The 23,300-nt window shown below is 73.1% G+C and carries 27 protein-coding genes; 16 read left to right on the top strand and 11 right to left on the bottom strand.

What is annotated here, in order from left to right; translation table 11 throughout:
- Window positions 1-129: 129 nt before the first annotated feature.
- Window positions 130-615, bottom strand: coding sequence for a nucleoside deaminase (locus tag ACZ7D7_RS28665; protein WP_470828009.1), 486 nt, complete (start codon window positions 613-615; stop codon window positions 130-132).
- Window positions 616-734: 119 nt separating this feature from the next.
- Here ACZ7D7_RS28665 and ACZ7D7_RS28660 point away from each other — a divergent pair, with 119 nt between their 5' ends.
- Window positions 735-1,523 (top strand): GNAT family N-acetyltransferase, encoded by a 789-nt coding sequence (locus ACZ7D7_RS28660; RefSeq protein WP_470828008.1) that lies wholly within the window; start codon window positions 735-737, stop codon window positions 1,521-1,523.
- Between the two features lie 98 nt (window positions 1,524-1,621).
- The gene (locus tag ACZ7D7_RS28655; protein ID WP_470828006.1) at window positions 1,622-2,392 is read left to right on the top strand and encodes an ArsR/SmtB family transcription factor; all 771 of its coding nucleotides are present in this window, start codon (window positions 1,622-1,624) and stop codon (window positions 2,390-2,392) included.
- Window positions 2,393-2,483: 91 nt separating this feature from the next.
- Here ACZ7D7_RS28655 and ACZ7D7_RS28650 read toward each other — a convergent pair whose 3' ends face one another.
- Complete coding sequence (locus tag ACZ7D7_RS28650; protein ID WP_470828005.1) at window positions 2,484-2,924, bottom strand: SPW repeat protein; 441 nt, start codon at window positions 2,922-2,924, stop codon at window positions 2,484-2,486.
- 316 nt (window positions 2,925-3,240) lie between these two features.
- Here ACZ7D7_RS28650 and ACZ7D7_RS28645 point away from each other — a divergent pair, with 316 nt between their 5' ends.
- From ACZ7D7_RS28645 to ACZ7D7_RS28635, 3 genes are all read left to right on the top strand, one after another.
- Window positions 3,241-4,131 carry a glycoside hydrolase family 19 protein gene (locus tag ACZ7D7_RS28645; RefSeq protein ID WP_470828004.1) on the top strand — a complete coding sequence of 297 codons (891 nt, stop codon included), beginning with the start codon at window positions 3,241-3,243 and terminating at the stop codon, window positions 4,129-4,131.
- 159 nt (window positions 4,132-4,290) lie between these two features.
- Window positions 4,291-4,683 carry a VOC family protein gene (locus ACZ7D7_RS28640; protein WP_470828003.1) on the top strand — a complete coding sequence of 131 codons (393 nt, stop codon included), beginning with the start codon at window positions 4,291-4,293 and terminating at the stop codon, window positions 4,681-4,683.
- 44 nt (window positions 4,684-4,727) lie between these two features.
- On the top strand, window positions 4,728-5,807 hold the full coding sequence (locus ACZ7D7_RS28635; RefSeq protein ID WP_470828002.1) for an adenosine deaminase: 1,080 nt from the start codon (window positions 4,728-4,730) through the stop codon (window positions 5,805-5,807).
- Here the strand turns inward: ACZ7D7_RS28635 and ACZ7D7_RS28630 are convergent.
- Both ACZ7D7_RS28630 and ACZ7D7_RS28625 read right to left on the bottom strand, forming a co-directional pair.
- The gene (locus ACZ7D7_RS28630) at window positions 5,789-6,304 is read right to left on the bottom strand and encodes a mycothiol transferase (RefSeq protein ID WP_470828001.1); all 516 of its coding nucleotides are present in this window, start codon (window positions 6,302-6,304) and stop codon (window positions 5,789-5,791) included. The two genes, ACZ7D7_RS28635 and ACZ7D7_RS28630, sit on opposite strands and share 19 nt — an antisense overlap.
- A 26-nt stretch (window positions 6,305-6,330) precedes the next feature.
- On the bottom strand, window positions 6,331-7,233 hold the full coding sequence (locus ACZ7D7_RS28625; RefSeq protein ID WP_470828000.1) for a LysR family transcriptional regulator: 903 nt from the start codon (window positions 7,231-7,233) through the stop codon (window positions 6,331-6,333).
- Window positions 7,234-7,359: 126 nt separating this feature from the next.
- Between ACZ7D7_RS28625 and mgrA the strand changes: the two genes are divergently transcribed.
- The 5 genes from mgrA (at window position 7,360) to ACZ7D7_RS28600 (ending at window position 13,127) form a co-directional block, all read left to right on the top strand.
- Entirely contained in the window at window positions 7,360-8,352 is a 993-nt protein-coding gene (gene mgrA, locus ACZ7D7_RS28620; RefSeq protein ID WP_470827999.1) for an L-glyceraldehyde 3-phosphate reductase, read from the top strand.
- Between the two features lie 402 nt (window positions 8,353-8,754).
- The gene (locus tag ACZ7D7_RS28615; protein ID WP_470827998.1) at window positions 8,755-9,165 is read left to right on the top strand and encodes a hypothetical protein; all 411 of its coding nucleotides are present in this window, start codon (window positions 8,755-8,757) and stop codon (window positions 9,163-9,165) included.
- A gap of 51 nt (window positions 9,166-9,216) precedes the next feature.
- Window positions 9,217-11,556 carry an ABC transporter ATP-binding protein/permease gene (locus ACZ7D7_RS28610; RefSeq protein WP_470827997.1) on the top strand — a complete coding sequence of 780 codons (2,340 nt, stop codon included), beginning with the start codon at window positions 9,217-9,219 and terminating at the stop codon, window positions 11,554-11,556.
- Between the two features lie 6 nt (window positions 11,557-11,562).
- Window positions 11,563-12,138, top strand: coding sequence for an SH3 domain-containing protein (locus tag ACZ7D7_RS28605; protein ID WP_470827996.1), 576 nt, complete (start codon window positions 11,563-11,565; stop codon window positions 12,136-12,138).
- Window positions 12,135-13,127: a serine/threonine-protein kinase gene (locus tag ACZ7D7_RS28600; protein ID WP_470827995.1), complete on the top strand. Its 993-nt coding sequence runs from the start codon at window positions 12,135-12,137 to the stop codon at window positions 13,125-13,127. Before ACZ7D7_RS28605 ends, ACZ7D7_RS28600 begins: the two co-directional genes overlap by 4 nt.
- On the opposite strand, the gene ACZ7D7_RS28595 is transcribed toward ACZ7D7_RS28600, so the two are convergent.
- Window positions 13,124-14,392, bottom strand: a complete 1,269-nt coding sequence (locus ACZ7D7_RS28595; RefSeq protein ID WP_470827994.1) for a streptophobe family protein — start codon at window positions 14,390-14,392, stop codon at window positions 13,124-13,126. The genes ACZ7D7_RS28600 and ACZ7D7_RS28595 overlap by 4 nt on opposite strands.
- 184 nt (window positions 14,393-14,576) lie before the next feature.
- Between ACZ7D7_RS28595 and ACZ7D7_RS28590 the strand changes: the two genes are divergently transcribed.
- The gene (locus ACZ7D7_RS28590; protein WP_470827993.1) at window positions 14,577-15,842 is read left to right on the top strand and encodes a DUF6777 domain-containing protein; all 1,266 of its coding nucleotides are present in this window, start codon (window positions 14,577-14,579) and stop codon (window positions 15,840-15,842) included.
- A gap of 4 nt (window positions 15,843-15,846) precedes the next feature.
- Here the strand turns inward: ACZ7D7_RS28590 and ACZ7D7_RS28585 are convergent, their stop codons facing one another.
- Window positions 15,847-16,257 (bottom strand): hypothetical protein, encoded by a 411-nt coding sequence (locus tag ACZ7D7_RS28585; protein ID WP_470828198.1) that lies wholly within the window; start codon window positions 16,255-16,257, stop codon window positions 15,847-15,849.
- On the bottom strand, window positions 16,257-16,829 hold the full coding sequence (locus ACZ7D7_RS28580) for a PRC-barrel domain-containing protein (RefSeq protein ID WP_470827991.1): 573 nt from the start codon (window positions 16,827-16,829) through the stop codon (window positions 16,257-16,259). Before ACZ7D7_RS28580 ends, ACZ7D7_RS28585 begins: the two co-directional genes overlap by 1 nt.
- Window positions 16,830-17,054: 225 nt before the next feature.
- Between ACZ7D7_RS28580 and ACZ7D7_RS28575 the strand changes: the two genes are divergently transcribed.
- Window positions 17,055-17,507, top strand: coding sequence for an ATP-binding protein (locus ACZ7D7_RS28575; RefSeq protein WP_470827989.1), 453 nt, complete (start codon window positions 17,055-17,057; stop codon window positions 17,505-17,507).
- Between the two features lie 189 nt (window positions 17,508-17,696).
- On the opposite strand, the gene ACZ7D7_RS28570 is transcribed toward ACZ7D7_RS28575, so the two are convergent.
- Window positions 17,697-18,584, bottom strand: coding sequence for an RNA polymerase sigma factor SigF (locus tag ACZ7D7_RS28570; protein WP_470827988.1), 888 nt, complete (start codon window positions 18,582-18,584; stop codon window positions 17,697-17,699).
- Between the two features lie 193 nt (window positions 18,585-18,777).
- On the opposite strand from ACZ7D7_RS28570, the gene ACZ7D7_RS28565 reads away from it, so the two are divergent.
- Window positions 18,778-19,206: a helix-turn-helix domain-containing protein gene (locus tag ACZ7D7_RS28565; RefSeq protein WP_470827987.1), complete on the top strand. Its 429-nt coding sequence runs from the start codon at window positions 18,778-18,780 to the stop codon at window positions 19,204-19,206.
- Window positions 19,207-19,227: 21 nt separating this feature from the next.
- Here the strand turns inward: ACZ7D7_RS28565 and ACZ7D7_RS28560 are convergent, their stop codons facing one another.
- Both ACZ7D7_RS28560 and ACZ7D7_RS28555 read right to left on the bottom strand, forming a co-directional pair.
- Complete coding sequence (locus ACZ7D7_RS28560; protein WP_470827985.1) at window positions 19,228-19,830, bottom strand: ClpP family protease; 603 nt, start codon at window positions 19,828-19,830, stop codon at window positions 19,228-19,230.
- A 2-nt stretch (window positions 19,831-19,832) separates the two neighbouring features.
- On the bottom strand, window positions 19,833-20,486 hold the full coding sequence (locus tag ACZ7D7_RS28555) for an ATP-dependent Clp protease proteolytic subunit (protein WP_470827984.1): 654 nt from the start codon (window positions 20,484-20,486) through the stop codon (window positions 19,833-19,835).
- 273 nt (window positions 20,487-20,759) lie between these two features.
- Between ACZ7D7_RS28555 and ACZ7D7_RS28550 the strand changes: the two genes are divergently transcribed.
- From ACZ7D7_RS28550 to ACZ7D7_RS28540, 3 genes are read left to right on the top strand one after another with little or no spacing between them, the layout of a single operon-like run.
- On the top strand, window positions 20,760-21,242 hold the full coding sequence (locus tag ACZ7D7_RS28550) for a VOC family protein (protein WP_470827983.1): 483 nt from the start codon (window positions 20,760-20,762) through the stop codon (window positions 21,240-21,242).
- Between the two features lie 2 nt (window positions 21,243-21,244).
- Window positions 21,245-22,042, top strand: coding sequence for a VOC family protein (locus tag ACZ7D7_RS28545; RefSeq protein ID WP_470827982.1), 798 nt, complete (start codon window positions 21,245-21,247; stop codon window positions 22,040-22,042).
- 41 nt (window positions 22,043-22,083) lie between these two features.
- Window positions 22,084-22,782 (top strand): ribonuclease H family protein, encoded by a 699-nt coding sequence (locus ACZ7D7_RS28540; protein WP_470827981.1) that lies wholly within the window; start codon window positions 22,084-22,086, stop codon window positions 22,780-22,782.
- A gap of 13 nt (window positions 22,783-22,795) precedes the next feature.
- Here the strand turns inward: ACZ7D7_RS28540 and ACZ7D7_RS28535 are convergent, their stop codons facing one another.
- A complete protein-coding gene (locus ACZ7D7_RS28535) occupies window positions 22,796-23,248 on the bottom strand; it encodes an SRPBCC family protein (protein WP_470827979.1) in 453 nt (150 codons plus the stop codon).
- Between the last annotated feature and the right edge of the window lie 52 nt (window positions 23,249-23,300).

Genomic DNA, 23,300 nt, shown 5'->3' with positions numbered 1-23,300 from the left:
CCGCTGGGCCGGCAACAAGGAGCAAGCGCCTCCCCGGAGGGGACCGGGCGGCGAGCCCGGTCCGGCTCTCGATCGTAGGCACCGTGCGGAGCCCGCCGCATCTCGGCGGCGACGGCCAGGCGACCCTCGTCAGCCGCGTCCGCGGTGGAAGCGGCGGTGCAGTTCCCGGACCTCGTCGGCGAGTTCCGGCACCGGGCCGGCCACGGCGACGCCGGGTGCGACCTCGTTGACGGGCAGTGTCCGCACCGGCGGCGGGGGCACGTCCAATTCGGCGAGCCAGACGCCCAGTTGTTCCGACGAGGCGACGTACACGATGCGGCCGAGGCCCACCCAGGCGTGCGCCGCCGCGCACATCGGGCAGTGTTCGCCCGAGGTGTAGACCGTCGCCGCCGCCCGCTCCTCGGGCGTCAGACGGGCGGCCGCCCAGCGCGCGAGCTCGAACTCGGGGTGCCGGGTGCGGTCCCCGGACGCCACCCTGTTGTGGTCCTCGGCGAGCACCGTGCCGTCCGCGCCGACCAGCACCGACCCGAACGGCTCGTCCCCGGCCTCCAGCGCCTCGGCCGCGAGCTCCACGCAGCGGCGCAGGTACGGCAGTTCGGTGTCCTTCACAACCATCGGCCCGGACCTCCTCGGCAGTCGGCGATCACGCACACACTACGTCCGTCGCCGCGCGGCGCGCCGTCACCCGGCAAACCCCGTTGCCGCGCGCCGCGCACGCCTGTTGCACTGGGCGAATGGATCACGGAACGGATCACACCGCCCTGCTCGCCCTCGTCGACCGCGACCTGCGCGAGCGGGCCCGGCCCGACGCCCCCGACGCCCGTGTGGAGCGCACCGGGGACGTGGTGCGCCAGACGGCTCCGGCGCACGGCTGGAACGGCGTGCTGTGGTCCCGCCTGGACGAGACCGGCGCCGACGCGGCGATCGCGGTGCAGGTCGCGCACTTCACCGGCCTCGGCCGCGAGTTCGAGTGGAAGGTGTACGGCCACGACCGCCCGGCCGGCCTCGGACGGCGGCTGACCGGGGCCGGCTTCGTGCCCGGCCCCGAGGAGACGCTGATGGTCGGCGAGGCCGCGCGCCTCGAACCCGGCCCCGAACTGCCGGGCGGCGTCCGTGTCCTGCCCGTCACCGACGCGGCGGGCGCCGGCATGGTGGCCGAGGTGCACCGCGAGGCGTTCGGCTCGGACAGCGGGTGGCTGCGCGAGCGGTTGCTGGCCCGGCTGGCGGCCGAGCCGGGCACCGTCGTCGCCGTCGTGGCGCTGGCCGGTGAGCGGCCGGTGAGCGCCGCGCGGCTGGAGTTGGTCCCCGGTACCGCGTTCGCGGGCCTGTGGGGCGGGGGCACCGTACCGGCCTGGCGCGGGCGCGGCATCTACCGCGCCCTGGTCGCCCACCGTGCCCGCGCCGCCCTGCGCCACGGTCACCGCTACCTCCAGGTCGACGCGAGCGACCGGTCCCGGCCGATCCTGAGCCGCCTCGGCTTCGCGGCGCTGACCACGACGACGCCGTACGTGTACACGCCGTAACCGCACCGCCGTGCGTCCCGCGACAGGGCCCGTCCCGGCTTGACATGCAGGTGATTGCCTGCGTAACTGAGGGTGTGGGATCGGGCGACGACATCAGGATGGACAGCGTCTTCAAGGCGCTGGCCGACGGCACGCGGCGCAGGCTGCTGGACCGGCTGCGCGAGGCCAACGGGCAGACGCTCACCGAGTTGTCCGGGCACTTCGCCATGGCCCGGCAGTCGCTGACCCAGCACCTCGCCGTCCTGGAGGCGGCCCACCTGATCAGCACGGTGCGCCGGGGGCGGGAGAAGCTGCACTACCTCAATCCGGTCCCGCTCCACGAGATCCAGGAGCGCTGGATCGACCAGTTCGAGCGCCCGCGCCTCAGCGCGCTCGGCGCCGTGAAGCGACGAGCCGAGGAAGCCATGACCGAGAAGCCGACGTACGTCTACGTCACCTACATCGAGAGCACGCCCGAGAAGGTGTGGGACGCGCTCACCGACGCCGACCTCACCGCCGACTACTGGGGCCACCGCAACGAGTCGCCGGACTGGGAGGCGGGCTCCCGCTGGGCGCACGTCCGGACGGACGGTTCCGGCGTCGCGGACGTCGTCGGCACCGTCGAGGTGAGCGAGCGGCCCACCCGCCTCGTCACCACCTGGGCCGACCCGGAGCGGGAGGCGGACACCGACAGGCACTCCCGGGTCACCTTCGACATCCAGCCGCACGGCGCCATCGTCCGCCTGACCGTCACCCACGAGAACCTCGCCGACGAGCGCGAGCGCGACGACGTGGCGTCGGGCTGGCCCGCGGTGCTGTCCAACCTCAAGTCGCTGCTGGAGACGGGCAGTCCGCTGCCGCAGGAGCCCTGGTCGGTACCCGTCGACTGACCGTCCGGCGCGAGGAGGCCGGTCCGCGCGACGCGGACCGGCCCTGTCGATCCGACTCCCTTCCGGCGTCCGGTTCCCGGTGCGACGGTCCCTAGGGCTTCGGCGTGCTCCTGGCCGCCGTGCCGGCGCACACCAGACCGAGGATCACGGCCAGGGCGCCGATGACGATGTTGTTCCACACGACGCCGGCGTCCGGGCTCTCGCCGACGATCCACGGCGCGACGATCATCCACACGCCCATCGCGCAGAACGCCCAGCTGAGGCCGTACATCCGCTCCGGAGCGCGCGTGAAGCCGAGGGCCAGCAGGCCGATCGCGATGCCCATGATCAGGTTGTGGGTCACGAGCGCGGGCTGGCTCGTCGTGTAGTGGAGGATCCACGGGGACGCGGCGCAGTACAGACCGAGCAGGAACACCGGTCCGTCCACGAGCGCCACGTCACGGCCGCCGAGCATGCGGTCGTACCGTGCCCGCATTTCGGAGGCGTCGGGGTGGGTGGTGATGTCACCTCTGGTGGGCGAGACGTTGGCCATGACTCGTCTCCTTTGACTGGCAGGCCGACCGCGGTCCCGGCACGGGGTGCGCCGAGCGCCGCGTATCTGAATTGTGCGCTTATATCGCCTTTATGTGTAGAGGTGGCGGGCTGTGCGTGGCCGGAATCCGAGGGGCGCGACGATGACTGGTCTACACCCTTGACTGGTACAGACCAAAGCGGTTGAGTGTGCCTCCACACCCCCCCACCCCGGCCGCCCCCACGCCGGGGCGGCCTCCTGTCGCGGGCCCGTACCGGGCTCCGCGCCGGGCTGCCCCGTGCCGGGAACGGCCCCGCTCCGCAAAGGAGTTGATCCTGTGCCGAGGCGTCGCACATCCGCCCTGCTGGCCGCGCTGGTCATCTCGACCGCAGCGCCGGTGCTCCTGCCGGCCGCCCCCGCCGCCGCCGCGGCCTGTTCGAGCTACCCGAGCTGGGTCGCCGGCAGGTCCTACGCGGCCGGTGACATCGTCCGCTACACGGACGGCAAGGCGTACATCGCCGAGCACGCCAACCCGGGTTACGACCCGACCATCAGCACCTGGTACTGGGAGCCGTACGCCTGCGACGGCGGGTCCGGGACGCCGGTCGGCACCTTCGTGGTGACCGAGGCCCAGTTCAACCAGATGTTCCCGAACCGGAACTCCTTCTACAGCTACAGCGGACTCACCGCCGCGCTCAGCGCCTACCCCGGCTTCGCGAACACCGGCAGCGACACCACCAAGAAGCAGGAGGCCGCGGCCTTCCTCGCCAACGTCAGCCACGAGACCGGCGGCCTGGTGCACGTGGTCGAGCAGAACCAGGCCAACTACCCGCACTACTGCGACTGGAGCCGGCCGTACGGCTGCCCGGCGGGCCAGGCGGCCTACTACGGGCGCGGCCCGATCCAGCTCAGCTGGAACTTCAACTACAAGGCCGCGGGCGACGCGCTCGGCATCGACCTGCTGAACAACCCCTGGCTGGTCGAGCGCGACTCGGCCGTCGCCTGGAAGACCGCGCTGTGGTACTGGAACACCCAGACCGGCCCCGGCACCATGACCCCCCACAACGCCATGGTCAACGGCGCGGGTTTCGGCCAGACCATCCGCTCCATCAACGGCTCCCTGGAGTGCGACGGCAAGAACCCGGCGCAGGTCCAGAGCCGCGTGAACAACTACCAGCGGTTCACCCAGATCCTCGGAGTCTCCCCGGGCGGCAACCTCTACTGCTGACCCGGCCCGCACACCGCGAAGGCGGCGCCCCGCGACCTGCGGGGGCGCCGCCTTCCGCCGTGTCCGCGCATCCCCGCGAACGGATCGCCCGAGGTGACTGGCGCCCGTCAGGTTTTACGTATAACCTCACCCGTCAATCGCACCGCCCGGAAGGTCCGCATGAGACGCATCGCCCTGGTCACCCTCGTCGTCGGCGACTACGACGAGGCGATCCGCCACTACACCGAGGCCCTCGGATTCCGGCTCGTGGAGGACACCCCGCGCCCCGACGGCTCCAGGTGGGTCGTCGTGCGGGCCGGTGCCGACGGACCCGGCACCGACCTGCTGCTCGCCCGCGCCAAGGACGAGGCACAGCGCGGCCGGGTCGGCGACCAGACGGGCGGACGCGTCGGCTTCTTCCTGCACACCGACGACTTCGCCCGCGACCACGCCCGCATGCTCGCCGCCGGCGTGACCTTCCTGGAGGAGCCGCGGCACGAGCCGTACGGCACGGTCGCCGTCTTCCAGGACCTGTACGGCAACCGCTGGGACCTGCTCCAGCCCGCCGCGTAACACCCCAGCACCCACCCGAACGCCCCGCCGAGGAAGCACCACCCATGAACTCTACGCGCATAGACACCGACGTCCTCCGCCGTCTGCCCAAGGCGGTCCTGCACGACCACCTCGACGGCGGCCTGCGCCCCGCCACCGTCGTGGAACTCGCCGAAGCGGTCGGCCACACCCTGCCCACCACCGACCCCGACGAACTGGCCGCCTGGTACGTCGAGGCCGCCGGCTCCGGTGACCTGGTGCGCTACATCGCCACCTTCGAGCACACCCTCGCCGTCATGCAGACCCGCGAGGGCCTGCTGCGCACCGCCGAGGAGTACGTCCTCGACCTGGCCGCCGACGGCGTCGTCTACGGCGAGGTCCGCTACGCCCCCGAGCTGATGCTCAAGGGCGGGCTCACCCTGCCCGAGGTCGTCGAGGCCGTGCAGGAAGGGCTCGCGGCGGGCATGGCCAGGGCCGCGGAGGCCGGCACGCCGGTGCGGGTCGGCACGCTGCTGTGCGGGATGCGGATGTTCGACCGTGTCCGCGAGGCCGCCGACCTGGCCGTCGCCTTCCGGGACGCCGGGGTCGTCGGCTTCGACATCGCCGGCGCCGAGGACGGCTTCCCGCCCGCCGACCACCTCGACGCCTTCGAGCACCTGCGCCGCGAGAACGTGCCGTTCACCATCCACGCCGGTGAGGCCCACGGGCTGCCCAGCATCCACCAGGCCCTCCAGGTGTGCGGCGCCCAGCGCATCGGGCACGGCGTGCGCATCACCGACGACATCCCCGACCTCGCCTCCGGCAAGCTCGGCCGCCTCGCCGGCTGGATCCGCGACCGCCGGATCGCGCTGGAGATGTGCCCGACGTCCAACCTCCAGACGGGCGCCGCCGGCTCGATCGCCGAGCACCCCATCACCGCGCTCAAGGACCTCGGCTTCCGCGTCACCCTCAACACGGACAACCGGCTCGTGTCCGGCACGACGATGACCCGCGAGATGTCCCTGCTGGTCGAGCAGGCGGGCTGGACGGCGAAGGACCTGCGCACGGTCACGGTGAACGCCCTCAAGAGCGCGTTCATCCCCTTCGACGAGCGCACCGCCCTCATCGAGGACGTCGTCCTGCCGGGCTACGCGGACGTGCTCTGAAGCAGTCCCCGGACGTAGGCGGCCTGTCCGACGTGCTGGAGATCGTCGGACAGGACGCTGACCAGCCGGACCCCGAGCGTGACCGGCGGGTCCCAGCGCTCGTCCACCACGCGCTCCAGGTCCTTGGCGGACAGCCCGCGCAGCGCCCCGAGGGTCTGCTCGTGCACGGCGTCGTAGTACCCGGTCAGCAGCTCACCGGAGTCGACCCGCACCTTCGCGACCTTCGCGGCGCTGTGCCCGAACCCGGTGTCGTGGCGGGGCAGGTCGAGCCCGAACCGCTTCGCCCAGTCCCGGGTCAGCCACACCTGGTCGAGCCCGAAGGCGTCGGCGACGTGGTCGTCCTGGACGCGCGTGAGGTGCCAGACGAGCCAGGCGATCGAGTTCGTCTCGTCGCCGGGGCGGGCGTTGAGGTCGTCGGGGCCGAGGTCCTCCACGGCGGCGTGGACCTCTTCCCGGATGCGGCCGTAGGCCTCGATGAGGATGTCCTTGGCATGCATACCGTCCACCATCGCTCACCCCGCCGTCACGCGCTCCCCGTTCCGGCGGGGCCGTCGGCCTCCAGCAGGGCCATCAGCGCCCGGGCCGCCGGACTCGTGGCCTGCGGCGGCGGCAGCAGCGCGATGGTCTCGTAGGCGGTCTCCCCGGTGCCCTTCAGCGGCAGCGAGGCGAGGGTGGCGCGCTTGTTCCGGAAGTGCCGGGGCACGACGGCCACGCCGAGGTTCTCGCCGATCAGGTCCAGCAGGCCGTGCACGTCGTTCACCTCCAGCGCGACCGTCCGCCGTACCCCGGCCTCGGCGAACGCGGTGTCGGTGACGCGGCGCGGCCCCCAGTCGGGGTGGAAGTCGACGAAGACCTCGTCGGCGAGGTCCCGCGGGGTCAGCGCCGCCCCGCCCGCCGCCAGCGGATGGCCGGGGTGGCACAGCACCGTCATCGGCTCACCGGCCAGCGAGACGGAGCGCAACTGGTCGGTGTCCGCCTGGGTGCGGTAGGCGAAGGCCAGGTCGAGCCGGCCGGCCGCGACCTCCTCCGCCAGCTCGCCCGAACCCGCCTGCCGCAGCCGGATCTCCACGTCCGGATGACGGCGCCGGAACGCGGCCAGCAGCCCCGCCACGTCGACCCCGGCGATGCACTGCTCGGTGCCCAGCGACAGCGTGCCGCGCAGCACGCCCTGCACCGCGGCCACCGCCTCGTGCGCCGCCCGCACCTGTGCGAGGATGCGCTGCGCCTCGCCCAGCAGCGCCCGCCCGGCCTCCGTCAGGGTCACCCGGCGGGTCGTCCGCACGAACAGCGGCGCCCGCAGCTCCCGCTCCAGGGCGCGGATCGACGCCGACAGGCCCGACTGGGAGACCAGCAGCCGTTCCGCCGCGCGGGTGAAGTGCTGGTCCTCGGCGACCGCCACGAAGTGCTGGAGATGGCGCAGTTCCATGATTGAGAAGCGTAGCCGCTGAATCCCATCGCATTCTTCTGTTGGACCACTGCCCGCGGGCCGGGTCAGAGTGGGACCCGGTTCCGTCAAGCCCGGCACCTCCGTGCCAACCCCTCTGGAGTCGCGTTGTACACCGCACACCCCGACCGCTACGCGGACATGCCCTACCGGCGCACCGGACGCAGCGGCCTCAAGCTCCCCGCGCTCTCGCTCGGCCTGTGGCACAACTTCGGCCCGGACCGGCCGGTCGACACCCAGCGCGCCATCCTGCGCCGCGCCTTCGACCTGGGCGTCACCCACTTCGACCTGGCCAACAACTACGGCCCGCCGCCCGGCGCCGCCGAGTCCGCCTTCGGCGAGGCGCTGCGGGCCGACTTCGCCTCCTACCGGGACGAGCTGGTGATCTCCACCAAGGCCGGCTACCTGATGTGGCCCGGCCCGTACGGCGAATGGGGCTCGCGCAAGTACCTGCTGTCGTCGCTCGACCAGAGCCTCGCGCGCATGGGCGTGGACTACGTCGACATCTTCTACTCGCACCGTCCCGACCCGGAGACTCCGCTGGAGGAGACGATGGGTGCCCTGCACTCCGCGGTGCAGCAGGGCAAGGCCCTCTACGTCGGCGTCTCGAACTACTCCGCCGAGCAGACCCGCGAGGCCGCCCGCATCCTCGGCGAGCTGGGCACCCCGCTCCTCATCCACCAGCCGCGCTACTCGATGCTCGACCGGCGCCCCGAGGACGAGGGCCTGCTCGACGCCCTGGACGAGCTCCAGGTCGGCTCCATCGCCTACTCGCCGCTGGAGCAGGGCCTGCTCACCGGCCGCTACCTCGACGGCATCCCCGAGGACTCCCGCGCCGCGAGCGACAGCCCCTTCCTGAACTCCGACGCGGTCACCGAGGAACTGGTGGGCCGGCTGCGCACCCTGAACGACCTCGCGAAGTCCCGCAGCCAGTCCCTGGCGCAGATGGCGCTCGCCTGGGTGCTGCGCGGCGGCCGGGTCACCTCCGCCCTGGTCGGCGCGAGCAGCCCGCAGCAGCTGGAGGACAGCGTCGCCGCGATCCGGAACCTGGAGTTCGACGCGGACGAGATCGCCCGCATCGACGCGGTGGTCCGGGCATAGCCGGGCGCCGGACCGCGTCCACGGCGGTCCGGCGCGAACGGCCGCGCGGCGGCCCGGTGGTGAAGCGCGTCGGAGGGGGCGGCTCTTTGCGGAGTCGCCCCCTCCGGCATGCGCCGCTCCCCGGGGCGCCTCCGGCGCGTACGGGGGCGCACGATCGGGCCCTCCGGTGCGCCGCCGGATTTCGGCCAGTTCGGGCGGTGAATATGCCAGGAGACTGGCCGGAAAGGCGTGGTGACAGTGATTCAGCAGTGAACATACTCAACTGCGGGAGCGCTTCACACCGCGCGACAGCGCCCTCACGCACCGCACACGAGCCCACGGCACGAGAACGCGCAGCACACCCGCCGCACGGACAACCATGCCCGACGCGCGCGGGTGGGCGCTGCGACGGGGGAGGGTACCGTGCACGACGAATTCCTGTGCCATGTCACCGCGTACGGCGTCTGCGACGGCAGACGCATCGGCGTACCCCTCGGCACCTATCGCGCGCCCACCCTGGCCCTCGCCCTGTGGTGGCTGCGGGACCGGGCCTGCTGGATCGCCGACCGCCTCGACCCGAGGCCCGACGCCGAGCACTTACCCTCGGGCGCGCTCGTCCCGGTCGCCGCCACGGTGCCCGACGTGCCGGCGGTGCTCCGCGCCTGGTGCGGCGACGTCGCCCAACAGGAGCTGATCGCTGAGGAGTTGGCGGCCGGGCGGCTGGTGCGCATCGCCACCGGCGACGACACCACCGAGTACGAACTGCTCGCCGAGTCCGTCGACGCCCTGCGCATGCAACGGACCATCCCGGCACTCGTCGTACCCGTCGGCTGAGGCCCCCGCGCAGCCCAGGCGCACCTCTGGGCCAATCGGTAGAATCCAGTCATGGCAGAGCGGCCGTCCGCGCCGATCCCGCCCGAACTCGTCCTGGAGACCGAAACGGGCTCCACGGTGATGACCCCGGGCCGTGACTACCACGTCGGACGCGACCCACTGAGCGACATCGTCATCGACGACGCCCGGGTCTCCTGGCACCACGCCGTGCTGCGCCCCGAGAACGGCCACTGGACCCTCGAGGACGAACACAGCACCAACGGCACCTACGCCGACGGCCGCCGCGTGGACGCCCGGGACGTCGGCCCCGGCAGCGTCATCCGCTTCGGCAGCCCCGCCGACGGCCCCCGCGCCGTCCTCCTCGGCCGCACCCGGCCGCCGCCCGAGCGCCCCTCCGCCGTCTCCAACCCGGCGGGCACCGGGACCTACCGGCAGCCCACCACCGTACGGCCGCTGCCCACCCGTACCGTCCGCATCGGCCGCGCCCCCGACAACGACCTCGTCGTGGACGACCTCGTCGTCTCCCGCCGCCACGCCGAACTGCGCGCCCTCCCCGACGGCGGCTACGAGATCGCCGACCTCGGCAGCCACAACGGCACCTACCTCAACGGCCGGCCCGTCACCGCCGCCCCCATCGGCCCCGGCGACATCGTCGGCATCGGCCACTCGGCGTTCTGCCTCGTCGGCGACACCCTCCAGGAGTACGTCGACACCGGCGAGATCTCTCTCGACGTCCAGGACCTCACCGTCGCCGTGGACCACGGGCGCAAGATGCTGCTCGACCACGTGTCGTTCCCGGTGGGGGAGAAGTGCCTGCTCGCCGTGGTCGGCCCGAGCGGCGCCGGCAAGTCCACGCTGCTCGGCGCCCTCACCGGACAGCGGCCCGCCGACCACGGCACCGTCGTCTACGACGGCCGCGACCTCTACCGCGACTACGCCGAGCTGCGCCAGCGCATCGGACTCGTCCCGCAGGACGACATCCTGCACGCCCAGCTCACCGTCCGCAGCGCCCTCACCTACTCCGCCGAACTGCGCTTCCCGCAGGACACCGCCAAGGCCGAGCGCCGCGCCCGGGTCGACGAGGTGATCCGCGAACTCGGCCTGGAACAGCGTGCCGAGCAGCCCGTGCACAGCCTCTCCGGCGGACAGCGCAAGCGCGTCAGCGTCGCCCTGGAACTGCTCACCAAGCCGTCCCTGCTCTTCCTCGACGAACCGACCTCCGGCCTCGACCCCGGCATGGACCGCTCGGTGATGCACATGCTGCGCGGCCTCGCCGACGACGGCCGCACCGTCATCGTCGTCACCCACAGCGTCCTCAGCCTCGACGTCTGCGACCGGCTCCTCGTCCTCGCCCCCGGCGGCAAGGTCGCCTACTACGGGCCGCCCGACGAGGCGCTGGAGTTCTTCGGCTTCGAACAGTGGCCGGAGGCCTTCGAGGCCTTCGAACGGGACGCCGACCGCGACTGGGCCGGCGACTTCCGCCACGCCCCGGAACACCGCCGGTACGTCGCCGACGCCTCCGCCCAGCCCGCGCTGCCGCGCTCCGGACCCGTCGTCATCACCGCCCCGCCCCGGCCCCGCAGCCGCACCGCCCAGCTGCGCACCCTGGTGCGCCGCTACGCCGCGGCGCTCGGCGCCGACCGCACCTTCCTCGCCATCATGATCGCGCTGCCGTTCGTCATGGGCGCCATGGCCCGGGCCCTGGCGGGCGGCAGCCTGACGCGGGAGACGGCGATGAACGCGCTGCTGATCCTCTGCGTCGGCGGCGTGCTCACCGGCGCGGCCAACGCCGTGCGCGAACTCGTCAAGGAACGGGTGATCTACCAGCGGGAGAGAGCCGTCGGCCTGTCCAGATCCGCGTACCTGATGTCCAAGGTCGTCGTCCTCGGCACCGTCACCGTGCTCCAGGCCGTGGTGCTCACCCTCGTCGCCCTGCTCGGCGTGGATCTCAACGCCCCCGGCGGGGAAGGCGTGCTGCTGCCCCCGCTCGTGGAGATCATCGTCGCCGTCGCGCTGCTCGCGTTCACGGCGATGATGCTCGGCCTGCTGGTGTCCGCGCTGGTGCGCAAGGAGGAGGTCACGATGCCGCTGCTCGTCCTCCTCGCCATCGTCCAGGTGGTGTTCTGCGGCGCCCTGCTGAAACTGGACGGCGTGCCGGGCCTCGAACAGCTGTCGTGGCTGATCCCGTCGCGGTGGGCGCTCGGGGCGATGGCCGGCACCGTCGGACTCGCGCGGATCGTCCCCGGCGACCTGACCGCCGACCCGTTGTTCCGGCACTCCGCCGGGGTCTGGCTGCTCAACGTGGGCATGCTGCTCGTGCTGTCGGCCGCCCTCGCCTTCCTGGTCTCCCGGCTGCTGCGGCGCCACGAACCCGCCGTGATGCGGAAGTAGGCGCCCATGACGACCCCCGGCTTCCGGCCCACGCACGTCGTCCCGCCGGACGGCACGGCCGCCTGGGACGCCCCCGACCCGGCCCGGCCCACCGTGCCCCTCGACCCGCTGCTGCCCGTCCAGCTCCTGGAGCGGCGCGGCGACTGGGCGAACGTCCTGTGCTCCAACGGCTGGTCCGCGTGGGTCGACGGCCGCTTCCTGATCGCCGTACCGCAGGACCCGCCCGCCGCCGAGAGCCCGCTCACCCGCACCGCCGACCCGCGCCCGCTCCTCGCCCGCGCCGGACAGGCCCTGGCCCGCTACGCCGCCGCCGTCGAGGACCTCGCCTCGGGCGCCCTGGACGGCGAGGCCTTCCGGGCCCGCACCCGCGGACTGCGCGTCGGCGTCGTCGTCGACGGGGAGTCCGTATGGCTGTACGACAGCGACCACGGCCGCTGGGTGTACGCCGACGGCACCCGCCTGGCCACCTACGCCGCCGACGAGCCGCTCCGGGCCGAGTCGCCGGACGGCGCGCCCGTGGCCGCCGCCGACCAGGGCCACGCCCCCACGCGCGTCGTGGCGCCCGACGGGGACCGCCGATGACCGACGGCACCGGCGCGTTCTCCGGCCGGCCCTCCGAACTGGTCGGCCGGCAGATCGCGGCGTACCGCATCGAGGACGAGATCGGCCGCGGCGGCATGGCCGTCGTCTACCGCGCCCGCGACCTCAGGCTCGACCGGACCGTCGCCCTCAAGCTGCTCGCGCCGGAACTCGCCCGCAACGACACCTTCCGGCGCCGCTTCACCCACGAGTCCCGGGTCGCCGCCGCCATCGACCACCCGCACATCGTGCCCGTCTTCGAGGCGGGGGAGACGGACGGCGTCCTGTACATCGCCATGCGTTACGTCGCCGGCAGCGACCTGCGTCATCTGCTCGACCGGCAGGGCCCGTTGCCCGCCGCGACCGCCGTGCGCATCGCCGCGCAGGTCGCCTCCGCGCTCGACGCGGCCCACGCCCACGGCCTGGTCCACCGGGACGTGAAGCCGGGCAACATCCTCGTGTCGCAGGGCACCGACAGCGACCACCCCGAGCACGTCTACCTCACCGATTTCGGCCTGACCAAGAAGTCCCTGTCCCTGACCGGCTTCACCACGGTCGGCCAGTTCGTCGGCACCCTCGACTACGTGGCGCCCGAGCAGATCTCCGGCCGCCCGGTCGATGCCCGCTGCGACGTGTACGGCTTCGCCTGCGTCGTGTACGAGACCCTCGCCGGGCACCCGCCGTTCCGCCGTGACGACGACATGGCCCTGCTGTGGGCCCACCAGTACGACGAGCCGCCGCCGCTGACGGCCGCCCGGCCCGAGCTCGCCCGGCAGGTCGACGCGGTGTTCGCCGGGGCCCTCGCCAAACGCCCCGACGACCGCCACGACTCCTGCCTGGCCTTCGTCGCCGCCCTGCGCACCGCCCTGACCGGGGCCGCGGCGACGGACCATCCCGCGACCCGGGTCGACCTCAGGGTCGCGGCGGCGGCCGACCGCCCGGCCCGACCGCCACGCTGGGCCGAGCCGGTCTTCCGGCCCCAGGGATCCTAGGAAACCGTCTCGCCCCGGCGCCGCACCGGACGCGCCAGCAGGCCGCCCAGGAAACCGGCGACCAGGCCCCACAGCAGGGCCAGACCCACCGCCGTCCACAGCCGGGGCCGCAGGAACAGGTCACCGGCGAGATCGCCGCCCAGGTCGCCGATGCCGAGGACGGACAGGCCGTACCGCGCGGAGATCCGGCCGACGAGGCACACCATGAGCACCGTGAGGGCGAGCGCGACGGCCATGTGCACCGCGTGCTGCCACAGCCGCGTCCGGGCCGGCGACCGCGTCGCCATGAGGAACGCGGCGCCGACGACCAGCACCGCGGCGACGACCACCAGCCACCACGCCCGGCCGTCCCGTTCGGCGAGCGTGCCCACGTCGATCGTGGCGACGCCGGGCACGCGCAGCACCTCGTCCAGCACCCGCGGCATCGGCAGCCCGAAGGGGCCCTCGACCCTGCCCTCCCAGGTGGCACCCAGACCGAGCGTCAGCGCGAGCCACACCAGGTTCGGCAGGCCGAGCAGCAGCACCGCGAAGGTCTCCGCCGCGTGCCCCCGCGTCGCCGCGACGATCAGACCGACGACCACCCCGATCACCACGTACGCCAGCAGCAGCACGACCATCGCGTACGCCGCCGGCCGCACCGCATCCGCGAACCGCAGCAGCCGGCCGGGCAGCGGCGCGCCGGGCGCCACCAGCATCGCCAGCACCAGCACGCCGGCCAGCCACAGCAGACCGAACAGCAGCGTCACCGGCGCGTCGGCGCGGAAGCCGACCCGGGGCGACACCCCGAACAACTCCGCGACGTCCGCCGGCGCCCCCTCGCCGAGCGACACCTCGAAGGTGTGCCGCGCGGCGAGGGCCAGGGCGAGCAGCGCCACGAACCACAGGGCGGCGATCCGCCCGGCCCACCCCGCGAGTTCCCGGGCGCCCGCGACCGCGCGGTGCCGCAGCGGACGGAGGAACCCGGCGCCGACGACGAGCGCGCCGGTCAGCGTGACGGACAACGGGACGACGGTCAGCCCGACGTCGGTGTCGGCGAGCCCGCCGGCGTTCCCGGACATCTCCACGCCACCGCCGACCGCCGTGACGACGGTCGCCGCGACGACCCGCCAGAAGGCGCCGTCCGGAAGGCCGGTGGCGCCGGCCGCCCACAGCCCCAGCGCCGCGACCACGGCCATGGCGACCAGCCCGGCCAGCACGGTGACGAGGGCCTGCACCCAGCCGTGACGGGCGGAGACGGCCTGATCGGAGGGGGTTCGTGAGCTCACGCTGCCACGCTAGGCAGCCCTCGGGAGGCGCGCCCGCCGGGCTCCGCCGTCCGCGTCGGCTTGCGGACGGGACGGGAGAAGAGCACACAATGAGGGTGTTGTGAATAAAACGGCACGTATTGCGCACATCTCCCTTTCGGTCGCATACGAAGCCGCTCGGATCCCCCGCGGGAAGAAGAGCTCGATGAGCGCCGAACCGCCGTCATCCGGCCGCCCCACAGGCCCGCCCTCCGGCCCGCTGTCCGGTCCATCCCGGGGCCCGGAGCAGCCGTCGTCCGGACCGCCCTCGGCGCCGCCCCCGTCGTCCGGCCCGCCGTCGCAGCCGCCCTCCGGACCGCCACCGCCCCCGTCGGGCGGCGCCCGGCGCGAGCCGCCCGAACCCGGCAGGTCCTGGTGGCGGTCCGTGCCCCGGGTGGCGACGATCGCCGCGGTCGTCGTCGCCGCCGTGCTCGTCGCCGTCATGTTCAGCCGCCCCGGCGGCGGCTCGGGCGAGGCCGGCGGCGAGATCTTCCTCCAGGCAGCGGGCAGTTCCGGACCCGACCCGTTCACCGCTTCGACGGCGAAGGACGACTCGGCGCCGCCCGTCACCCCGTCCCCGACGACCCAGTCGCCGTCCCGCAACGCGGTGCGCGGCGTGGACGGCGGGGCACCGGGTCTCTACGGCGGCACGCGCAACGCCGCCAGCTGCGACGTCGAGAAGCAGATCAAGGCCCTGGGCGCGGACCCGGCCAAGAACCGGGCGTTCGCCTCGGTGGCCCGCGTCGCGCCCGCCGACGTGCCGTCCTACCTGCGCTCCCTCACCCCCGTACAACTGCGCATGGACACCCGTGTCACCAACCACGGCTACCGCGACGGCGCCGCCACCGGCTACCAGGCCGTCCTCCAGGCGGGCACCGCCGTGCTGATCGACGACCGCGGCGAACCCCGCGTCCGCTGCGCCTGCGGCAACCCGCTGGCCCCGCCCGTCGCCCAGCAGGGCACCCCGCGCCGGACCGGCGACACCTGGCCGTCGTACGACCCCGCGGGCGTCGTCGCCGTCTCGCCGGCGAAGAAGCCCGTCAAGGCCTTCGTCGTCCACGACGCGGAGAACGGCACCTGGTTCACCCGGCACAAGGGCGACACCGGCCACAAGGACCGCGAGACCGAGCCCCCGGCCGACCGGCCCACCCCGTCGGCGAGCATCACCACCCCGTCGTCGCCGTCCTCGCCGGACGACCGGACCTCCCGGCCGGACGACGCGACGACCTCCGAGCCGCCCGCGTCCGATCCCCCCGCGCCCCCACCCGAACCCCCCGCCTCCGAGCCCGAGTCGCCGGGCCCGCGGACGGCCGAGGAGCCGCCGCCCGCGGACTCGCCGGCCGGCTCGGCGCCCGCGCCGGACACGCCGCCGCAGCCGGAGTCGGCGCCCGGCTCCGTCCAGGAGCAGCCGGCGGACTCCCCGGCGCTGTGACCGCTCAGCCCGCGAGGACGACCAGGGCGTAGTCGCCGAGCCCGAGCAGCCGGCCCGGCGACACCTCGCCGAACGTCGTGAAGACCGCCTCAAGGCGCCCGGTGACCTCGTCGAACGCGACGTCCAGGACCACGCCGTGCCGGTCACCGGTGTCGGTGAGGATCCGCCGGTCCAGGATGTCGTGGTGCGGCGGCACGGGGCCGGGGGAGGGGAGCGCGCCGACGACCACCGCGTCGGGCCCGAAGGACCGCAGCGCCGGCCACGGCACGGCCTTCTGCCCGAGCGGGCCCGTACGGACGCGCAGGTGCGTGACGGTGCCGGCGGCGGCGTCGACGGTCAGCGCCCGCAGGACGCCCACCTCGGCGTGCTCGTCCGGGCCGGTCACGGGCAGACCGCCGACCTGCGAGAAGAGCATCACGGCGGCGAGGCCTTCCGGGACTGCCGGAACGCGCCCGCGCGCACCGCGAAGCCGGACAGGTCGTCCGCCATGAATCGGGTCACCTCGGACTCGACCACGAGGGTCCGGCCGGCCACGGCGACCGTGCCGCCCCGCGGCAGGTACATCCGGCGGCAGCGGCGTCCGGACAGCAGCGGCAGCGCCCGCGACCCCGCGACCCGGAACCCCGCCACCCGGCCGCTCGCGCCGCCCACCACGATCACGTCGAGCACCGTGCCGACCTCGTCGCCGTCGTCGGTGCGGACCCGCGCGCCGACGAGCCGGCCCCGCAGGGGACCGCCGTAGGCCGCGACGACGTCCGCGCGCACCAGCCGGCGCGGATCGCGGATCATGACCGCGTCGTGCCCGAGGGAGTGCACCGCCGACCACGGCAGACCGTGCTGGAGCGGGCCCGAGAGCAGGCCCAGACCGCTCAGCGTGAACCCGGCGATCCGCTCGGCCCGGCCGTCGAAGACCACTTCCTTGACGTGCGCGACGGCGTCCCCGCCCAGCGTCACCGCCGGGCGCGTCGCCAGGCTCCGCGCGGCCATGAAATCGTCCATCCCACGCCCTTCCCGCCGGTCGGCGCGCCCGCGCGCACCGCCCCGGCAGTGCCGGCCGGACCCGGTCCCGGTGCTGTGCCGGGTGCCCCGAACGGATGGGAAGATGCCCTTGGTGACAGGCTCGGCCGCGCGGTGGGGACTGCGCGGGCCCGCACGGGGTACGAGCAGAGTTGCAGCAGTGTCCGGCCTGGCCGGCTTCCGAGAGAGAAACGCATGACCCAGCACGTGGGCGGGACAGTGATACCGACTGGTTTCGACGTGCCCGTGGAACCGCTTCGGCGGGCGGCGCACTACACCGGAGAACCCGGATGCATCGCCGAGGCGCGGACCTTCGCTGCCCAGTTCCTGGAGCAGCTCAGGACCGAGTGGTGCGCCGCGATCGACGAGCGGACCGAGGGCGCGGTGCTCCTGGTCGTCAGCGAGCTGGTCACCAACGCGGACCGGCACAGCAACGGCCCGTACATCCTGGAGCTGGAGGGCACCGACGCGGCGGTGACCGTCTACGTCTACGACAGCAGCGCGGCGCTGCCGCGGCGGTTCCCTCGCGATCCCGAGCGCATCGGCATGCACGGCCTGGAGATCGTCCACGCGCTCACCCAGCAGGTCGCCGTCGAGCGGGTGCCGGTGGGCAAGCGGGTGCGGGCCACGCTGGAACTCGCGGGCTGAACACCGCCGGCGAGGGCGTCGGCGCAAGGGCGTCGGGCGAGGGGCGGTCGGACCCTTTTTCCGGCGAATCTTTCCGGCTTTTCCCCGGCGAGTCTTTCCGGGTTTTTCCGGCGAGTTTTTTCCGGGCATGCGAGAGCGCCGGGCGCAGCCGCACGCCGACGGCGGCCCCGCCCGACGCGGTCCTCTCCCTCAGGCGCAGCCCAGCTCGCCCAGCATCCCCTCGCGCAACCGTGTGATCAGCCGCTTGATCAGCCGCGACACATGCATCTGCGAGCAGCCGAGCCGCTCACCGATCTCCGCCTGCGTCGCCTCCTCCACGAACCGCATGTGGATGATCTGCCGGTCCCGCTCGCTGAGCTCGGCCATCAGGGGTGCCAGCGAGTGGAAGTCCTCCACGAGCCGCAGCCCGTCCTCCTCGACGCCGATGAAGTCGGCCAGCACGGCCTCGCCGTTCTCCGGCCCGTCGCCGGTCAGCGCGGCGTCCAGCGACGACGAGTTGTAGCCGTTGGCGGCGATCTGCGCCTCCACGACCTCGTTCTCGGCGATGTTCAGCAGCGTGGCCAGCTCGGCGACCGTCGGCTCGCGGTCCAGCCGGCTGGCGAGTTCCTCGCGCGCCTTGGCGAGCTCGACGCGCAGCTCCTGGAGCCGGCGCGGCACGTGCACGGCCCACGTCGTGTCACGGAAGAAGCGCTTGATCTCGCCCACGATGTACGGGAGCGCGAACGACGTGAACTCCACCTCTCGCGACAGGTCGAACCGGTCGATCGCCTTGATCAGGCCGATCATGCCGGTCTGGACGATGTCCTCCATGTCGTCGCCGCGGCCCCGGAACCTGCCCGCCGCGAACCGCACGAGGGACATGTTCATCTCGATCAGGGTGTTGCGCGCGTACTGGTACTCGTACGTGCCCTCCTCCAGCTCCGTCAGCCGACGGAAGAACTGGCGGGACAGCTCCCGCGCGTCACGCGGTGCCACGGTCCGCGGGTCGTCGACTCCCGGCAGCATCCCGTCCTGCGTCCTGGTCCCGGCGGTCTCCTCGACGCCTCGTACCTCCGGCCGGATCACGGCGGTGTCCATTGCCTCTCCCCACGAAAAGTCTCGGCATGACGTCTGCCTGGGTCCTTCCCCCAGTCCGCGTACCCCCGGTTCGCCCGCGCATGCCCCCCGCTTTTCGCGGGCGGTGCGAAACCGGGCGTGCCCGGCGCCTCGATTCACCCAGGGCGGAACGCCGGACCCTTCCCCCGCCGGGCCGGACTCCTAGGCTTGAGGGGTGAGCAACCAAGCGACGAACCACGCCCGCGTCATCCCGCTGCGCCCGGCCGCCGCCCCCGAGGCCGGGTCGCCCGAGCAGAGGTCTCCCGCACCGCGTCACCTGCCGTCGGCTCCCGCCCCGAAGGAACCCCTCTGGCGCGACCTGGTGGGCGACGTCCTGCGCCAGGAACGCCTGGCCCAGGAACGCACGCTCAAGGACGTCGCCGACGCCGCCCGCATCTCCATGCCGTATCTGTCGGAGGTGGAGCGGGGCCGCAAGGAGGCCTCCTCGGAGGTTCTCGCGGCCGCCGCCCGCGCCCTCGGACTCGGCCTCGGCGACCTGCTGTCGCGGGCCCACGGCGAACTGGCCAGGATCACCGCGGTGCGGACGTCCGGCAGCCGCGCCGCGTCCGCCCCGCGCCACGGCGGACTCTGCCTGGCCGCCTGACGTCCGGCCCGGGCCGGCGCCTCAGACCGTCATCAGGCGCCGGCTCAGCACCTCGTCGGCCAGGCCGTACGCCACCGCCTCCTCGGCGGTGAACACCTTGTCGCGGTCCATGTCCGCGCGCAGCGTCGCCACGTCGTGGTGCGTGTGCCGCGACAGCACCTCCTCCACCTGGGAGCGGATCCGCACCAACTCCTTCGCCTGGAGCGCCAGGTCGGACACCGTGCCCTGCCGGCCGCCGCTGGCCGGCTGCCCGAGCAGCACCCGAGCGTGCTCCAGCACGAACCGCCGCCCCGGGTCCCCGCCCGCCAGCAGCACGGCCGCCGTCGACGCCGCCTGGCCCACGCAGAACGTGGAGATCGGCGCCCGCACGAACGTCATCGTGTCGTAGATCGCCATGAGCGAGGTGAACGAGCCGCCGGGGGAGTTGATGTAGATCGCGATCTCGTTCTCCGGCGCCGCCGACTCCAGGTGCAGCAGTTGGGCGATGACGACGTTGGCCACGCCGTCGTCGATCTCCGTGCCGAGGAAGATGATCCGCTCCGACAGCAGCCGGCTGAACACATCGTAGGACCGCTCGCCCTGCGGGGTGCGCTCGACGACGTTCGGAATCGTGTACGTCCCCATGCCTACAGCCCCATCCTGCGTCGTGAGGAGGCCGGGCGGACGTCCGTGAGGGACTCCACGACCCGGTCCACCATGCCGTACTCCCTCGCCTCCTCGGCCGTGAACCAGCGGTCCCGGTCGCCGTCCCGGGAGATGGTCTCCGGGCTCTGCCCGGTGTGCTCGGCGGTGATCCGCTCGATGGTCCGCTTGGTGAACTCCAGGTTCTCCGCCTGGATCTCGACGTCGGCCGTGGTGCCGCCGATGCCCGCGGACGGCTGGTGCATCATGATGCGCGCGTTCGGCAGGGCGTACCGCTTGCCGGGCGCGCCGACGCTGAGCAGGAACTGGCCCATGCTGGCGGCGAATCCCATCGCGAGCGTGGAGACGTCGTTCGGAATGAGCCGCATCGTGTCGTAGATGGCCAGGCCCGCGTGCACCGAGCCACCGGGGCTGTTGATGTACAGGCCGATGTCGGTGCGCGGGTCCTCCGCCGAAAGGATCAGCAGCTGGGCGCAGACCCGGTTGGCGGACACCTCGTCCACCTGTGTGCCGAGCAGCACGATGCGCTGGGCGAGCAGTTGGGCGGCGAGATGGTCGTCGAACCGGGTCGGCGGGGTGTCGCCCTCCTGCGCCCGAGGCGGCGGCACCGGCACCGGGCCGGCCGTGAATGGAGACATCGGCGCTCCTTGTCGAGTCGTCGAGGCTGGTCGCGCCGCCGTGATCGGCGCCGCGTCTCCACTCTCGGCCCGGCGCGTACCCGTCCGGGGCGCTCTCTGCCCGCGGCAGATTCGCCACGGGCAGAGCCGCCGGGGCGGCCCTCGCCCGGGACCACGCAGGGGTGCCGGTGGCCGGTACATCCGGATTGTTCGGCCGCCGGCCGATGAGTTCCGCCGTGCCGGCCGGTCGACACAGATGACCGAACACCAACGCCCAGCCCTCAGGAGGCCGGCATGACCACCGACGGATTCACCACATGCCTCTGGTTCGACGACCGGGCCGAGGAAGCCGCCCACTACTACGTGTCCCTGTTCAAGAACTCCCGCCTCGGCGGCACCACCCACTACGGCGAGGGAGCCCCGCGCCCGGCCGGGAGCGTGCTCACCGTGGAATTCACGGCCAACGGCCAGCGGTTCGTCGCGCTCAACGGCGGCCCGCAGTTCACCTTCAGCGAGGCCGTCTCGTTCCAGATCCTCTGCGACGACCAGGCGGAGGTCGACCACTACTGGAGCAGGCTCACCGAGGACGGCGGAGAGCCCGGCCCCTGCGGCTGGCTCAAGGACAAGTTCGGACTGTCCTGGCAGGTCGTGCCCACCCGGCTGCTGGAGATGATCGGCGGCCCGGACCAGGAGAAGACAGGCCGCGCGACCAAGGCGATGATGTCCATGGGCAAGCTCGACATCGCCGAACTGGAGAAGGCGTACGAGGGAGAGTAGCCATGGCGGTACAACCCGAAGGGGCCCCGTGCTGGGCCGACGCGATGTTCGGTGACGTCGAGGGGGCCAAGCGGTTCTACGGCGGCGTCCTCGGCTGGACCTTCGGCGAGGCGTCGTCGGAGTACGGCAACTACACCGAGGCATACGCCGACGGGAAGGCGGTCGCCGCCGTCGTACCGCCGATGTCGGGCCAGGAGGGGCACTCGCAGTGGTGCCTGTACTTCGCGACGCGGGACGCCGCGGCCACCGCCGCCCGCGTCCGCGAGAGCGGCGGGGAGGTGCTGATGGAGCCCATGGAGGTCGGCGACTACGGCACCATGTGCCTGGCCCGCGACCCCAGTGGCGTCGTCTTCGGCCTGTGGCAGGCCGGCCGGCACGAGGGCTTCGACGCGATGGCCGAGCCCGGCGCGTACTGCTGGGCGGAGGTCTTCACCCGGGAGCCCGAGAAGTCCGACCCGTTCTGGGCGTCCCTCTTCCCGTACCGGGCGAAGCAGATGCAGGACGACGCCGTCGACTTCCGGATCTTCGACCTCGGCGACCGCAGCGTCCTGGGCCGCATGAAGATGGGCGACGACTTCCCGCCGGAGGTGCGCCCGTACATCAACGTCTACTTCACCGCCGAGGACTGCGACGCGGCCGTCGCGAGGGCCACGGAGCTCGGCGGCGTGCTGCTGTTCGGACCGATGGACACGCCGTTCGGGCGGTTCGCGTCCCTCAGCGACCCGCAGGGCGCGCACTTCTCCGTCCTCGACATCACGAGGACCGAGGGCGAGGTGCCGAAGACCACCGACGTCGGCTGAGGACCGACCGCCCGCGGCCGGACGCCCCGCCCGCACATGGCATGATCGGGGACATGCGTGAACGTGTGGTGGCCGCGTGCGACGGGGCTTCGAAGGGAAATCCCGGCCCGGCCGGCTGGGCCTGGGTCGTCGCCGACCGTACCGAGACCCCGGACCGCTGGGAGGCGGGACCGCTCGGCCGGGCCACCAACAACGTCGCCGAACTCACCGCCCTGGAGCGGCTGCTCACCGCGATCGACCCGGACGTGCCGCTGGAGATCCGGATGGACTCCCAGTACGCCATGAAGGCCGTCACCACCTGGCTGCCCGGCTGGAAGCGCAACGGCTGGAAGACGGCCGCCGGCAAGCCGGTCGCCAACCAGGACCTCGTCGTCCGCATCGACGAACTGCTCGACGGGCGCTCCGTGGAGTTCCGCTACGTGCCCGCCCACCAGGTCGACGGCGACCGGCTCAACGACTTCGCCGACCGCGCCGCGAGCCAGGCGGCCACCGTCCAGGAGCCCGCGGGCAGCGCCCTCGGCTCCCCGGAGCCGCCGCCCGCCCCGGACGCCCCGGCGAAGAGCCCGCGCCGCCGGCCGTCCGCGGCCAAGCCGCGCGGCGGCGGCGCGGGTTCCTCGCGCACCATCAAGGCGAAGTTCCCGGGCCGCTGCCTGTGCGGCCGGGGCTACGCGGCCGGCGAGCCCATCGCCAAGAACGCGCAGGGCTGGGGCCACCCGGAGTGCCGGACGGCGGACGCCTGACCGGTCCGGCCGGTCAGACGACCACGCCGCGCCAGCCACCGGTCTCCTGACCGCGCTGCTCGATGAACCGCTTGAAGCGCTCCAGGTCGTCCTTGGTCTGCCGCTTCACGAATCCCAGCGTGTCACCGACCTTCTCGGTGACGTTGCCGGGCTGGAAGTCCATCTGCAGCATCACCTTGGTGTGACTGTCGTCCAGGCGGTGGAAGGTGACGACCCCCGCCTGCTTCGCCTCCCCGGAGACCGTCGTCCAGGCGACCCGCTCGTCCGGGATCTGCTCCGTGATCTCCGCGTCGAACTCCCGGTGGACACCGTTCACGTTCGTCACCCAGTGCGTGAGGGTGTCGCTGCGCTGCTCGATGCGCTCCACCCCCGCCATGAACTCGGGGAACGTCTCGAACTGGGTCCACTGGTTGTAGGCGGTGTGCACCGGCACGCCGACCTCGATGGATTCCTCGACCTGCGACACAGCACATCCCTCCTTCGTCGTTGTCCTGCGAACGGGTCCGGCGCGGGTACCC

It is taken from the genome of Streptomyces sp. NPDC037054 (genome assembly GCF_055606745.1).
The sequence above is the reverse complement of the archived record's forward strand: the minus strand, read 5'-3'. Positions and strand labels throughout refer to the sequence as shown.

Excerpts from the sequence above, each read along its gene's own strand:
- ACZ7D7_RS28665 (WP_470828009.1), bottom strand. The coding sequence starts at position 615 with ATGGTTGTGAAGGACACCGAACTGCCGTACCTGCGCCGCTGCGTGGAG.
- ACZ7D7_RS28660 (WP_470828008.1), top strand. The coding sequence starts at position 735 with ATGGATCACGGAACGGATCACACCGCCCTGCTCGCCCTCGTCGACCGC.
- ACZ7D7_RS28655 (WP_470828006.1), top strand. The coding sequence starts at position 1,622 with ATGGACAGCGTCTTCAAGGCGCTGGCCGACGGCACGCGGCGCAGGCTG.
- ACZ7D7_RS28650 (WP_470828005.1), bottom strand. The coding sequence starts at position 2,924 with ATGGCCAACGTCTCGCCCACCAGAGGTGACATCACCACCCACCCCGAC.
- ACZ7D7_RS28640 (WP_470828003.1), top strand. The coding sequence starts at position 4,291 with ATGAGACGCATCGCCCTGGTCACCCTCGTCGTCGGCGACTACGACGAG.
- ACZ7D7_RS28635 (WP_470828002.1), top strand. The coding sequence starts at position 4,728 with ATGAACTCTACGCGCATAGACACCGACGTCCTCCGCCGTCTGCCCAAG.
- ACZ7D7_RS28630 (WP_470828001.1), bottom strand. The coding sequence starts at position 6,304 with ATGCATGCCAAGGACATCCTCATCGAGGCCTACGGCCGCATCCGGGAA.
- ACZ7D7_RS28625 (WP_470828000.1), bottom strand. The coding sequence starts at position 7,233 with ATGGAACTGCGCCATCTCCAGCACTTCGTGGCGGTCGCCGAGGACCAG.
- ACZ7D7_RS28610 (WP_470827997.1), top strand. The coding sequence starts at position 9,217 with ATGGCAGAGCGGCCGTCCGCGCCGATCCCGCCCGAACTCGTCCTGGAG.
- ACZ7D7_RS28605 (WP_470827996.1), top strand. The coding sequence starts at position 11,563 with ATGACGACCCCCGGCTTCCGGCCCACGCACGTCGTCCCGCCGGACGGC.
- ACZ7D7_RS28600 (WP_470827995.1), top strand. The coding sequence starts at position 12,135 with ATGACCGACGGCACCGGCGCGTTCTCCGGCCGGCCCTCCGAACTGGTC.
- ACZ7D7_RS28590 (WP_470827993.1), top strand. The coding sequence starts at position 14,577 with ATGAGCGCCGAACCGCCGTCATCCGGCCGCCCCACAGGCCCGCCCTCC.
- ACZ7D7_RS28585 (WP_470828198.1), bottom strand. The coding sequence starts at position 16,257 with ATGCTCTTCTCGCAGGTCGGCGGTCTGCCCGTGACCGGCCCGGACGAG.
- ACZ7D7_RS28580 (WP_470827991.1), bottom strand. The coding sequence starts at position 16,829 with ATGGCCGCGCGGAGCCTGGCGACGCGCCCGGCGGTGACGCTGGGCGGG.
- ACZ7D7_RS28575 (WP_470827989.1), top strand. The coding sequence starts at position 17,055 with ATGACCCAGCACGTGGGCGGGACAGTGATACCGACTGGTTTCGACGTG.
- ACZ7D7_RS28570 (WP_470827988.1), bottom strand. The coding sequence starts at position 18,584 with ATGGACACCGCCGTGATCCGGCCGGAGGTACGAGGCGTCGAGGAGACC.
- ACZ7D7_RS28560 (WP_470827985.1), bottom strand. The coding sequence starts at position 19,830 with ATGGGGACGTACACGATTCCGAACGTCGTCGAGCGCACCCCGCAGGGC.
- ACZ7D7_RS28555 (WP_470827984.1), bottom strand. The coding sequence starts at position 20,486 with ATGTCTCCATTCACGGCCGGCCCGGTGCCGGTGCCGCCGCCTCGGGCG.
- ACZ7D7_RS28550 (WP_470827983.1), top strand. The coding sequence starts at position 20,760 with ATGACCACCGACGGATTCACCACATGCCTCTGGTTCGACGACCGGGCC.
- ACZ7D7_RS28545 (WP_470827982.1), top strand. The coding sequence starts at position 21,245 with ATGGCGGTACAACCCGAAGGGGCCCCGTGCTGGGCCGACGCGATGTTC.
- ACZ7D7_RS28540 (WP_470827981.1), top strand. The coding sequence starts at position 22,084 with ATGATCGGGGACATGCGTGAACGTGTGGTGGCCGCGTGCGACGGGGCT.